Genomic DNA, 12,862 nt, shown 5'->3' on the forward strand with positions numbered 1-12,862 from the left:
AGCTTTTCTGCTTAGGTTTAGAATGACTTTTTCAGCCGGTTTTTGCTGTGGCTGATTGCATGACCACAGCCCCGTCATTAGCCAGGCGGCTTTCTGTCCTGTATGTTGTAGGTGTTAATTCGAGATCATGTCGCTGTTATTACAGTGAAATTTCGTCACCCGACTTAAGGCCTGAGGCATACAGGTCCACTGGTAGTTCAAGGAGTTTCGGCCAGTATTGTCCTGCGGCAGCGCCTTTGTTTTAGCCTTAAAAGGTGGCGATCATGATCAAATTCGCCACCATCTGGAGGCAGAAACATGGAGAAAGATCTCAACAAAGGTTACATCGCGCTTCTTGGCTGGGCGCCCAATGCCGTAGAAGCTGCGGAAAATTTCGATCGTCGTTATGTCGTCGTGGCGCCAGAATGGGCAGAGGAGTATTGCGAAAAGCACAATATTCCCTATGTGCCGTGGAACTTTGAAAGACTCAATGATCGTTCGATGGAAATTGCGCAAACCCTGAAAGAGATGGGTGTGGATGTCGCCATTCCGTTGTTTGAAGAAACAGTGGAATGGGCCGGTGCGATTAACTCGGTGTTACTCGATAACCCGCGCTTGCTTGGCCACTCTATGTTGATGCGTGATAAATCCCTGATGAAGCGTCGTGCCCAGCTGGGTGGCATTCGTGTGGGTATTTTTGAGGAAGCCCATGATCGGGAAGACGTTATTCGTTTTCTTAAACGGGTCAATCAAACGCTACTCAAACTCGATGGTGATCTTAACGATCCTATCCATTTTAAAGCCTTTGATAAGGCGGGTTGTCTTGGGCATCGGGTTATCCGCACACCGGATGATGTCGATGGTATCCCCGACGAAGAATTTCCTGCGTTAATGGAATCGCATCTCGACGGCTGGGAGTTTGCCGTAGAGGCGTGGGTACATAATGGCAAAATCGCCTTCCTGAATATTTCTGAATACGTCACGCTGGGTTACTCGGTGCATGTCCCTGCGTCGCCAGAATTGGAAAAATACCGCCCGCAGATTACCGCTCAGATTAATAAACTGATCAAAACCTTCGATATTGAATTTGGCATGATTCATCCCGAGTACTTTGTTACCAGCGATGATGAAATGTACTTTGGTGAAGTGGCTTATCGTCCACCCGGTTTCAAGGTGTTTGAGTTGCTGGAGCGGGTTTATCCCGGTTTTAATGCCTATCATGCGACCTTTATGGTGTTTGATCCTAAAACCACCGAAGAAGAAGTCAAAGCTTACTTTCCAACTGCGGTGGAAGATGCCACCGGTTATGCGGGTTGCTTCGGGGTATACCCTCGCCGCCGTGTGGTTAGCCAGTTAGAAGTTCCGGAAGAGGTTGAAGAGCATCCCTATTTTGAGTCTCACGAACTCACCACGCCACTGGAAGAAATTGTCACCAAGCGTACCGCCTTTGGTACCCATTGGGGATTGGTGTATTTTGTCGGCGACAATGCTAAAGAGATGCATGATCTGCTTAAACGGCAGGAAGACCTCGATTATTATGTATAGTTGTCAATGCGTAATTGCCTGAGCAGTCAAGGAGAATAAGTGTTACAGCCTGAGAGCAGCAACGACAAACTGGCATTGCTATTGACGCGCTTCGACGCTGCCATTGCTGCTTTGCAGCAGGCACCGGCGTTTGCCAAGCCCGGCAAGTTACCACGGGTGATGGATACGGCCCGCCGGGTCATTCGTTTGGATGGTGGCTGTGCGGCACTACAGGCTCGGGCCTTCGATATAGAAGAAGCGGGCCTGTTTCTGGGTACGGATTGGTGTGAGCCACAGATATTGCTTTCGGCTCTGACCGCTAGCACCCTGCGCACAAACAATGCCGATACTCTCGTACTGGAAATTATTAGCCAGTTGCGTTTTTTGGCCGTGGCTAAGGGCGAGTATCCGCATTCGAAACTATCTGCCGAGCAGGCTCATCACTTTTTAACTCAAGTACTGGCCGTTAATCTCGCCTTGCTGTTTAGCCCGCCCGGTGAAGCCGAGCGTGAACAGATGGGGCGGTTGGCTGAACTTCCGCACCGCTTGCTTGAGCACCTGGCCAGCAGCATCGGTTATGAACATATTGTCGACCAATTGATTGGTGAAATTTGGCGAATCCTGCAACAACGCCCGATTCAGGTCGATGCGGTGAAGCATATGATTACCCAGATCGCGATTTGTCAGGCCAACCCTGATATTGATTTGGGTAGCAGTGGTCAGGGTGCAGACCGCTTGGTCAGTAGCTTGTTTGGGCCAACTCAAGCTTGCCGTGAAGACCCCGGTATTGATGTTTACCAGCAACAGCTGGATTACATGGATGTCAGCGCCCTGCAGAACGAAGCCACCGGCATGGCCAGAGCCATGCATGACACGGGCTTGGTATCGCCTTATCACGGCACATTGTTGCGCCATCTGTTGGATAACAATGAGCAGCTATTGGCCGAAGCTTTGGGTTTGTCGTCTACTGGCCGTGACTGTCTGCTGTGCTATCGGTCGCTGGTGCATGAGCTTATTCGAGCCAGTATTTTCCCAGCTACTTGTCAGGGTATTTATGGTTTGGCGTTATTGCTTGAGCGGGGCATTCTTTACCAGCCATCGGCTGCGCCAGCCATGTGGCGCCAACTTGGTTTGCGATTAGCACCTGCGGCTCGGGAGCGTTTGCAGCTGGCCTTTGGCGATATCGTCAGTGCTGAAGCTCGACTGTTGGAAGGGGTTTTGTGCATGCTCGGTTTACCCCTCGGCGTGGGGCAGGGCAATAATCCGACCTGTCAGTCTGCCCGTGCCCTGTCAATATGGGCCTATAACGACCCGGGTTATCTGTTACAAATGCTCGCGTGGGCAGCCCGAGACGATGAAATCATCATGCACTTCGAGGGTCAGCCGATCTCCTCTCAAGACAGTCAAACTGGGGTTGCGAGTTTGGCGCCGATTGATCTTGATCCCTTGTCGCTATTGGTTGTACCCCATCTAGACCGGATTTACGCAGAGATGGGGCGACGTTGCATTGGCCGCGAAGGGGATCCGCATCGCTGGGTTAATCCTGAGTTTCATGGCTGGTGGTCTGGCCGCGGTTTTTGCATCAATGTGGATGTTGCCACCGGGGCACTCATTAATTTGGACGATTTTATTCGTCACTTCTACGCCACCTACCATCCTTACTACAACGGTAACCAGCCCCTGATACATCCCCAGCCGGCAGGGGTTGCCGTGACTGACAGTGCGGCGCGTTTTATTGGTTGGCACGCCATTACCATATTACGGGTGGCCCTTGATCCTCAGGACGGGATGCGGGTGTATTTCTACAACCCCAATAATGACAGCGGCCAGAACTGGGGAGATGGCGTCACCGTGAGTACCGCAGGGCAGGGCGAACGCTTTGGCGAAGCTTCATTACCCTTCGAGCAGTTTCTGTCGCGCTTGTATATCTACCATTACGACCCGCTGGAGCACGGTGAGTTAGCCAATGTCAGTCGTGCTGATCTTGAGCAGGTTATGGGGTATATCCGCCGCAGTTGGGGTGCAGATCGGCTGCCAGCCGAGGAAATCCATGCTGATGATGGTTCTGCCCTTTAAGCGGGCGGCGTCACTTTCCCGTGTCCGAGGCCTCGATAATCAGCTGAGGGCTTAGAAACCTGAAGCGCAATTTACCTTTACGGCGTCTCAGGTAGTGGGCTGTTTGGGTGTGTTTGATTTAAAAAAACAGAATGCTTTAGTAAACGATTTTCTACTGCGTTGTCGAACATTATGGTTATTCGCAATTAAATAGCTTTTGGCTATACCGAGCGCCAGATCGGCGTCTGTTAATCAGCGCGAATGAGGTGGTGTTCCGTGGTGGCAATAAAAATGCAAAAATGGTGGCTGTGTTTTGCGGTGATGGTTGCGCCAGCTGCCCATGCCCTTAAAGCGGGTGATCTCATTGTTCAGGGTGGTTGGTTTTATATTGCCCCCCAGGAATCCAGTGAGCCGCTCAATACCAAGCTGGCTCCCAGTCTTGCGGGTAGCGCATTGGGGATAGACCCGCATTTTAGCTCACCGGGAACGTCGTTATCGGTCAGTGATTCCAATACTCCGGCTTTAACGCTTTCTTATTTTCTGACGGACCATTTTGTTGTGAAGTTAGAGGGGGGAGTTCCCGCCGAGTTTGATTTGTCAGGTCAAGGCGTTGTGAGGCCAACGGGGCCAGCGGGTGCGCTGGTAAACGTTGATCTTGGGGCGTCACAAAACAATCCATTGGCTTCCGTGAGGCAATGGAGTCCGGCAATATTGGGTCAATATTACTTTCGCAATCCTGGCGATAAAATACGCCCTTACCTCGGTTTGGGAGTTACGTATACGTGGTTTGATAATATAGAACCGGATAAAGACTTTGAGCAGAGTCTGAATCAAAATTTTGGTTCGGTGCTGGCGCTGGCAACGGATAGTAATCCAAACACCCATGTTAGTGCCGAGGCTGAGTCGGATATTGCACCGATTTTTAATGCCGGTTTGTCGCTAGAATTAGATGAGCGGTGGAGTCTGTCGCTTTCTGTATCGTATTTAGCATTAAAAACCACATCGCAAATCACGATTAGCTCAAACGATGGAACTCAGCTTGCTAAAAGCAACAGCAAGCTCGACTTAAATCCGATTGTTTCTTCTTTCTTGATTTCTTATCGTTGGGGCGACGATTAATCAGCTTTGTTTTTCAGGCGTGCTTATCCGCGTATTGGGGTATATGCGCCCTTTTTTTAACAGATAAAGGGCTGTTGAAACCTCTGTTGCCTTGTTTTGTCTGATGGGATAAACGCGATGTTAAAAATTCCGAACTATATCCATACCTAGGCTATTTTTAGCATTCCACACAGCTTCGCGAAGGTATAGCTATTTTGTGCAGAAAGAGTGTTTAGAATAGTTCATGTCGTCGCTCACGTAATGACCTATGTAAAAAAGGAGAGTTTGATATGTCAACGCAAGCCACGTTATATCGCATGGCAACAGCCGAACACCTTTGTCCTTTCGGCATAAAGTCTCTCGATCTTCTTAAGCGAAAAAACTTTGAAGTAGAGGATGTAAAACTTCGCTCTCGGGATGAGGTTGACGCGTTTAAAGAAAAGCATGATGTTAAAACCACACCGCAAATATTTATTAATGGTGAGCGTGTGGGCGGTTACGACGAGCTGCGCGATTACTTGAATCTTGAACAAGAAGGTGATGAAGGGACTAGCTATAAGCCTATTATCGCTATATTTGGGTCCTGTTTTTTGGCTGCGCTTGCCTTGAGTTGGGCTAGTGCGGAGGCATTGGTTTTTTCTACCGTGTTAATGAACTTCATCGGTTTAAGCATGCTGGTGCTAGCGGTACAGAAGCTGCAGGATATTACGTCCTTCACCAATCAGTTTGTCACCTACGACTTATTGTCGATGCGGTATGTACCTTATGCTTATATTTATCCCTTTGCTGAAGCCTACGCTGGCTTGGGAATGTTGAGTGGCATTTTACCTTGGATGTTTGCACCGGTCTCACTGTTTATTGGTGCGGTGGGCGCGGTCTCCGTTATCAAAGCAGTCTATATTGATAAGCGAGAGCTGAAATGTGCCTGCGTGGGTGGCGGCAGCAATGTGCCTTTGGGGTTTGTGTCGTTAACTGAAAACCTGTTTATGGTCTTTGCCGGTATCTGGATGTTCTTGCAGATTTAATATCCCGCACAGCGTGGCTGTTATATCTGTGCGACGGCTTCTGTGTCACGTGTTCTGTATTACGTGTTCTGTATTACGTGTTCTGTGCTAGATAGACACGCTATTACTGGCTTTTCGCCGGTGTTGAAGACGGTGATTCGTAGAGGGTAACCACGCGAGAGAGCTCGTCTTTAGCTGTGGGTGATCTTGTCTGTGATGCTGTTTGTAATGTGGGGCAGGCCCCACAGCTGGTACAGCCACCGCTACAATCCCCCGCTGTTTTCTTTGTCAGCAAGCGATGTAATGCCTTGCCAAACCATTGGATAAGAGGCGCTTTTTGGGCGCGCAGAAAGGTGATGAAGGTGAGCAATTGACGATTGCTCCATTCCCCAAAGAAGTGGCGAGTTACCACTACCACACTCATGCTAATGATGAACCCAAGAATCAGGTTCTGGGTGAATGTCGTCATGGTGGCACCTTTATAGCCATATCGCTGATGCGATTTGATAAACAATGAGTGAGCTGACATAGGCAAGGGCAAACAGGTAGGTCATGGCAAAGCCCATTACCTTCCAGGAGTTCGTTTCCCGGCGAATAATCGCCAGGGTTGATAAACATTGGGGCGCAAACACAAACCACGCAAGCAAAGAGAGCGCAGTGGGCAGTGACCACTGTTGCGAAATGACATGGCCCAATTGCTGGCTGATGGCCTCTTCGCTGCCAGACATGGCATAAACCGTTCCCAACGCTGATACGGCCACCTCTCTGGCGGCCATACCGGGGATCAGCGCCACTGAAATTTGCCAATTAAAACCGATGGGTTCAAAGACGTTGGCAAGGGCGTGTCCCAGCAGCCCTGCGATGCTGTAATCAATGGCTGGACCCGTTGCCCCCATCGGCGGTGAGGGAAAGCTGCACATAGCCCAGAGCAAGATAGTCAGAGCAAAGATAATGCCGCCAACCCGGCGTAAAAATATTTTCGCCCGTTGCAGTAAGCCCATGCCTAAGTCCCGGAGATTGGGGAGACGATAGGAGGGCAGCTCCATTAACAACGCGTGTTCGCGCTTATCCCGGCGTAGCCATTTCATGACATAGGCGACAATAAGCGCGCTGATAATTCCTCCAAAATAGAGGCTAAATAGCACCAGCCCCTGCAGGTTGAATATGCCCGCGACCTGTTGCTGGGGAATAAATGCGGCAATCAACATGGTGTACACCGGCAGCCTTGCCGAGCAGGTCATTAACGGCGCGACTAAAATAGTCGTCAGCCGATCTCGCGGGTCTTGAATACTGCGAGTGGCCATAATGCCGGGAATCGCGCAGGCAAAACTCGATAACAGCGGGATAAAAGATCGCCCGCTAAGACCGGCTCGAAACATAAGACGGTCAAGTAAATAGGCGGCTCTAGGCAGATAGCCAGACTCTTCGAGTATTAAGATAAATAAAAATAAAATGAGAATTTGCGGCAAAAATATCAACACATTCCCTAAGCCCGCAATCACACCATCGTTAAGCAAGCTCGACAATGGCGAGTTGCCGGGCAGGAGCGTGTTGGCAATGCCGCTGACTGCTTCAAGGCTTGCGCTGATGATGTCCATGGCTGGCGTTGCCCAGGCAAATACAGCTTGAAACATCATAAAGAGTAAGGCTGCGAGAATCGCCATACCGGCAATGGGGTGAAGAAACACGGTGTCGAGCTTGTCGTCTACGCTGCCGGGGTCGCCGCTGTAACTTAAGCAGTGGTCTAAAATCTGTTTTACTTGTTGATGACGGGCATCGACATCACCGCCCCAGCTACGGCTGGGCCGTTGCCAGGCATGGGTCTGTAGCAAATGCATTAATGCTGCGCCGCCGCCGCGTTTTATGGCGACGGTTTCTACTACCGGCACACCCAGTTGCGCGGCTAGGGCTTGGCAGTCGACGTGAATACCTTGACGAGCGGCGGCATCCACCATATTTACGACCACGATCATGGCTTTGTTGACGCGCATTAACTCCAATACAAACCGCAGATGTAGTTGCAAATTACTGGCATCGACCACGCAGAGCAAAACATCGGGACTGGTTTCACCGGGGTAATTCCCCCAGAGTACATCTCGGGTGACAGCCTCGTCGGGGCTGGTGGCATCAAGGCTGTAGGCACCGGGCAAATCAAGAATGGGAAAGTGCTTGCCGCTGGGTGATTGGCAAAGGCCTTCTTTTCGTTCAACGGTCACCCCGGCGTAATTGGCCACTTTTTGTCGACTACCGGTAAGCAGATTGAATAGGGCTGTTTTACCACAGTTGGGGTTGCCAACAAGGGCAATACGGGGCGTTTTGGTGGCGGCGCTGGCTTCCATTATTGATCGCTTGTCAGCGTAATGCGTTGAGCTTCTTGCTTGCGCAGCGCAAAGCGGGTGTTGCCTAGCTGAATAACCAAGGTATTGCCACCCCAAACGCTTTTGGTGACAAGCCTGATACGGGCGCCACTGATAAAACCCAGTTCACGCATACGATGGGAGATGGGGTCGTTTTCGTAGGCGTCATCTACCTTTGCCACAACGGCAAATTGGCCTTTCTGTAAATGGTTGAGGATCATTTAATTTCGCAAACGGTAAATACAATGATTCGCATTATGCATTTGGTGGGTAGCCATTACTACGCTGGAACGCCGTTGCTGTTGAATATTTTTTGAGGGGATTGACAGCCGTGATCTTCCACACACCAGCAATGCACGCGAGGCGCATGATCGTAAAGTATTGCTTGCAAAGGGTTTAGGGCAAAGCTTGCTTCATGTTGCGAGGCAATTGCTTAAGGCATTAAGGGCTTGCGAAGGGTAGCTTATCCTGCAAAACGCTCTGCTAAAAAGTTGACGAAGAGTCGGACTTTAGCGGAGAGGTGACGATTGTGGGGGTACACCGCCCACACACCAGTGTCGGTGGGTTTGTACTCTTCCAGAATGGGCGTTAGCAGTCCTTGATCAATGGCGTCTTTAGCGTAAAAGTCGGGTAACTGCACAATGCCAAGGTTGGCGATGCTTGCGTGGACCAGCGCCCGGCCATTGTTGCTGTGCCAGTCGCCACTGACGCGCACATCAAAGTTGCGTTGACCATCCCGAAAACGCCAGCTGTTCAGCGTGCCGACCAGACAGTTGTGATTGACCAAAGCAGCAATATTTTCGGGTTGGCCGTACCGTTTTAAATAGTGGGGCGAGGCGCAAGTGACAAGGCTGCGGTTGCAAATGCGCCTGGCGATCAGCGACGAGTCTTTGAGAGTGCCGGCACGAATCGCCAGGTCGTAACCTTCAGTGATCAGGTCGGTGATACGATTTGTGAAATCCAGCTCAACCGCCAACCCTGGGTTCTCTGACATAAACTGAGCCGCGGCAGGGGCGATAAATTCTTCGCCGAAGGCGCCAGCTAGGGTGATGCGCAGTCGACCACGGGGCCGTTCCTGTAAGTCGACTACCGCCTGCTCGGCTTCATCAAGGGTGTTGAGAATGTCTTGGCAGCGCAAATAAAAGGCTTGCCCGACCTCGGTCAATGAGACGCTACGAGTGGTGCGCAGTAATAACTGGGCATCGAGCCGGGCCTCAAGCTGGGCGATTTGTTTACTGATATGGGAGCGAGAAACCCCGAGCTCGGTTGCGGCTTTGGAAAAACTTTGCCGTTGCGCTACGCTGACAAAGGCCTCTATTCCTTCCCATTTATGCATTTGGGTGATTTTCCAAGTGGGATTGTTTCTATTTAAATACAGTAATGTAATAAAAATTGATATTAACATTAATCTGAAGACAATGTAGTGTTCTCCAGTGAAACTGGAATGAATAATACGGGAGTCAATATGAAGACACGAGCAGCAGTGGCCTTTGGCGCTGGCAAGCCATTAGAAGTGGTCGATGTGGATTTGCAAGGTCCAAAAGCGGGCGAGGTCTTGGTGGAAATTAAAGCCTCCGGGGTTTGCCATACCGATGCTTTTACCTTGTCGGGGGATGACCCCGAGGGCAACTTTCCCGCCATATTGGGGCATGAAGGTGCCGGTGTGGTGGTGGACGTTGGCCCCGGTGTAAAAAGCCTTAAGCCGGGTGACCACGTGATTCCACTTTACACGGCAGAGTGTCGGGAATGTAACTTCTGCTTAAACCCCAAAACCAATTTGTGCCAGGCGGTCCGTTCCACGCAGGGTCAAGGGCTTATGCCCGATGGTTCAAGTCGTTTCTCATTAGATGGTCAGCCTATTTTGCATTATATGGGCTGTTCTACCTTCTCTAATTACACGGTATTACCAGAAATCGCGTTGGCTAAAATTCGTGAAGATGCGCCCTTTGATAAGGTTTGTTACATCGGCTGCGGTGTCACTACCGGTATTGGCGCAGTGGCTTTCACTATGAAAGTTGAGGCGGGCGCCACCGTAGCGGTATTTGGTTTGGGCGGCATTGGCTTGAACGTTATTCAAGGTGCCAAAATGGTGGGTGCCAGCCGGATTATTGGGGTGGATATCAATCCGTCAAAAGTGCCGCTGGCGAAAAAGTTTGGTATGACCGATTTTGTAAACGCGAACGAAGTCGAAAACGTTGTCGACTATATTGTGGACCTGACCGGCGGTGGTGTTGACTACAGCTTTGAGTGCATTGGCAATGTGGATGTAATGCGTCAAGCCCTGGAGTGTTGTCATAAAGGTTGGGGACAAAGCTGTATTGTCGGTGTTGCCGGTGCGGGCAAAGAAATTTCAACTCGGCCGTTTCAGCTAGTTACAGGTCGCAGCTGGCGAGGTACGGCATTTGGTGGCGCCAGGGGGCGTACCGATGTGCCAAAAATCGTAGATTGGTATATGGAAGGACGGATTAATATTGATGATCTGATTACCCATACCATGCCCCTGGACGACATCAATAAAGCCTTTGATTTAATGCACTCCGGTGAAAGTATCCGATCTGTGGTGTTGTATTAAGGTGTTGTATTAAGGTGTTGTATTAAATAGCAGCACGATAAGCCAAGCTCACTAATAGGGCTTGGTTTATTCTTTGTTCCTGTTTTGCTCCCCTCTACCTGCAGCGTCTTAAAATTTGCTATTGTGCGGCCTTGTAATGTGATTTTGACATGACCGAGGGTGTAACGCTGGCGAGTTTAACGGATGAATACTGGATGGGCCGGGCTTTAGCTTTGGCAGCGCAAGCGGGAGAACAAGGTGAAGTGCCGGTTGGCGCTTTACTGATTCGTGACAACATGGTGTTAGGAGAGGGCTTTAATCAGCCTATTTCCAGCCATGACCCCACCGCCCATGCTGAAATTTTGGCGCTTCGAGCGGCTGCTAAATCGACAAACAACTACCGCCTGCCGAATAGTTGTCTTTATGTGACGATTGAACCCTGCGCCATGTGTGCCGGTGCAATTGTTCATGCCCGTGTCGAGCGGGTGGTGTTTGGTGCCAGCGAGCCAAAAGCCGGGGCGGTTTGCAGCCACTTGGCCCTGTTTGATCAAGCTCAGCTCAACCATCTTGTGCAATGGCAAAGTGGGCTTATGGCAGACCAAGCCACCGAGCTTATGCAGCAATTTTTTAGTCGCCGCCGGTCGGAGAAAAAGGCGGCGAAGCTGCAGGCGGCAAAAAAACCACACCAAGAATAGGGTTTGTTGCTGTTGTTTTGATGTTCTTAAAAGGCCAGAAAGCTACGATTCAAGGCCTCCGGTAAATAATCAGAGACAATTTTGGGTGGTGGGATGCGATAGCGATTCAGCTCGTCCCAGGTGAGCAAAGAGTAATAGTGGCGGATGTTTTGTACATAGCGCACTGGCTCATCGCCACGGGCAAAACCGTATTTGGTCGTTTTATACCATTTAGCCTGGCGCAATAGGGGCAAGTTTTCTCTGACGTCTTTCCATAAGTCGGGGTTGCCGCCATTTTTTTCGGTTAAGACTCTAGCGTCTTCCAGGTGCCCCAAGCCAATGTTGTAGGCTGCTAGAGCAAACCAGCCGCGGTCGGGTTGCTCAACCCCGCTGGGAATGCGAGCTAGCAGCTTTTTAAAGTATCGCGCACCACCTCGTAAGCTCTCCATCGGGTCAAGACGATCTTCTACGCCGAGTTCTTCAGCGGTAGCGCGGGTCAGCATCATCATGCCCCGAACTCCAGTGGGGGATTTTGCCGTGGCTTCCCAGTGGGATTCTTGATAGCTGATTGCCGCCAGAAAGCGCCAGTCCATATCGTATTCAATGGCAACCTGCTCGATCATGCCCTTTACTTCGGGAAGCCGGTCTTCCATTCGCAGCATAAAGGTGTGGGTGCTCAAAAAAGATTGCCGTTCACTAAAACTAAAGTAACGATCAATTAATCGCGCCAATTTGCCGTTTTCTTGTATTGTCTTAAAATACACTTCCATTTCTTGCCGCAGAGGCTCGTTGGCTGGGTCGCGAAACATAGCCCAAGCCAGTGGCACGGGTTTGCCGGCGCTCAAGGCAATGCGAAAATCCGGATAAAAGGCGCGGTTGGCATAAAATTCATTGGAGTCAACCACGGTGGCGTCAATTTGCCCGTCGGCGAGTTGTTCTAGTAAGTCGAAGGTTTCCAGGTCCCGACTTTCTTTCCATTCTAGTTTGGGGTAGTTCTGTTGTAGTGCGCTCAGGAGTTCCGCATGGGAGCTGTTGGCCATAACCCCGATACGTTTGCCGATCAGTGACTCTATGCTATTCATGGTTTGAGTCAGGCGGCGGTTGTAAATGAAAAGTTGTTTGATCTTCATATAGCTGGGGCCAAACACCATTCTTTTGTGGCGTTGTTCGGTAATGGTCAGGCCCGCGGCGGCAAAATCGGCGTCGCCTTGTTCTAACTTATAAAAAATTTGTTCCAGTCCCACCACCGGTATCATCTTCAGTTTAACGCCAATATGATCGGCAAAACCCTTGGCAAGCTGGTATTCAAAACCCGCTGGGGTGCCTTGGTTTTCATAAAAGGTGGTGGCGGCGTTGCGGGTAAGCACCCGGATAACCCCGGCTTCGCGGATGTTTTGAAGGCGGTTGTCACTGTCATCCCAATAGCTAAACACCACGGCGACGACGGTCAGGGGAATCGCGATCAGCAGTATTTTTAGTATGTTGGGACGTGGCCGCAAAAGTGAATCTCCATAAATCTTGGAGGCTATTGTATCGACCCGTATACATCGGGGCTATAAAACGTATTTCGTATAAAAATCTGTTGTGGTTTCCTATACAATGGCCGGCTTCAATTCTGAT

General features: G+C 50.4%; 11 protein-coding genes. 6 read left to right on the forward strand and 5 right to left on the reverse strand.

The features are described from left to right. Positions 1-297: 297 nt before the first annotated feature. The 4 genes from IMCC21906_RS09265 to IMCC21906_RS09280 all read left to right on the forward strand — a co-directional run bounded on the left by IMCC21906_RS09265 (position 298) and on the right by IMCC21906_RS09280 (position 5,681). Complete coding sequence (locus IMCC21906_RS09265; RefSeq protein WP_047011931.1) at positions 298-1,524, forward strand: acetyl-CoA carboxylase biotin carboxylase subunit family protein; 1,227 nt, start codon at positions 298-300, stop codon at positions 1,522-1,524. A 39-nt stretch (positions 1,525-1,563) separates the two neighbouring features. Further along, positions 1,564-3,579, forward strand: a complete 2,016-nt coding sequence (locus IMCC21906_RS09270; RefSeq protein WP_047011932.1) for a hypothetical protein — start codon at positions 1,564-1,566, stop codon at positions 3,577-3,579. Between the two features lie 270 nt (positions 3,580-3,849). Then, a complete protein-coding gene (locus IMCC21906_RS09275; protein WP_047011933.1) occupies positions 3,850-4,677 on the forward strand; it encodes an OmpW family protein in 828 nt (275 codons plus the stop codon). Between the two features lie 269 nt (positions 4,678-4,946). Beyond that, on the forward strand, positions 4,947-5,681 hold the full coding sequence (locus IMCC21906_RS09280; RefSeq protein WP_047011934.1) for a MauE/DoxX family redox-associated membrane protein: 735 nt from the start codon (positions 4,947-4,949) through the stop codon (positions 5,679-5,681). 103 nt (positions 5,682-5,784) lie between these two features. Here IMCC21906_RS09280 and IMCC21906_RS16845 read toward each other — a convergent pair whose 3' ends face one another. From IMCC21906_RS16845 to IMCC21906_RS09295, 4 genes are all read right to left on the reverse strand, one after another. Continuing rightward, positions 5,785-6,129, reverse strand: coding sequence for a DUF6587 family protein (locus IMCC21906_RS16845; protein ID WP_156166025.1), 345 nt, complete (start codon positions 6,127-6,129; stop codon positions 5,785-5,787). Between the two features lie 10 nt (positions 6,130-6,139). Continuing rightward, positions 6,140-7,999, reverse strand: coding sequence for a ferrous iron transporter B (locus IMCC21906_RS09285; RefSeq protein ID WP_047011935.1), 1,860 nt, complete (start codon positions 7,997-7,999; stop codon positions 6,140-6,142). After that, on the reverse strand, positions 7,999-8,238 hold the full coding sequence (locus IMCC21906_RS09290; RefSeq protein WP_047011936.1) for a FeoA family protein: 240 nt from the start codon (positions 8,236-8,238) through the stop codon (positions 7,999-8,001). The genes IMCC21906_RS09285 and IMCC21906_RS09290 overlap by 1 nt, the downstream gene beginning before the upstream one ends. Positions 8,239-8,480: 242 nt before the next feature. Further along, entirely contained in the window at positions 8,481-9,353 is an 873-nt protein-coding gene (locus IMCC21906_RS09295; RefSeq protein ID WP_047013303.1) for a LysR substrate-binding domain-containing protein, read from the reverse strand. A gap of 129 nt (positions 9,354-9,482) precedes the next feature. Between IMCC21906_RS09295 and IMCC21906_RS09300 the strand changes: the two genes are divergently transcribed. Together IMCC21906_RS09300 and tadA are read left to right on the forward strand one after the other, a co-directional pair. Then, on the forward strand, positions 9,483-10,589 hold the full coding sequence (locus IMCC21906_RS09300; protein WP_047011937.1) for an S-(hydroxymethyl)glutathione dehydrogenase/class III alcohol dehydrogenase: 1,107 nt from the start codon (positions 9,483-9,485) through the stop codon (positions 10,587-10,589). 149 nt (positions 10,590-10,738) lie between these two features. After that, positions 10,739-11,263, forward strand: coding sequence for a tRNA adenosine(34) deaminase TadA (tadA, locus tag IMCC21906_RS09305; protein ID WP_052763469.1), 525 nt, complete (start codon positions 10,739-10,741; stop codon positions 11,261-11,263). A 26-nt stretch (positions 11,264-11,289) separates the two neighbouring features. Here tadA and mltF read toward each other — a convergent pair whose 3' ends face one another. Then, entirely contained in the window at positions 11,290-12,741 is a 1,452-nt protein-coding gene (gene mltF / locus IMCC21906_RS09310) for a membrane-bound lytic murein transglycosylase MltF (RefSeq protein WP_052763470.1), read from the reverse strand. Positions 12,742-12,862 lie beyond the last annotated feature (121 nt).

The sequence above is a fragment of the Spongiibacter sp. IMCC21906 genome, assembly GCF_001010805.1.
Classification (GTDB): Bacteria; Pseudomonadota; Gammaproteobacteria; order Pseudomonadales; family Spongiibacteraceae; genus Spongiibacter.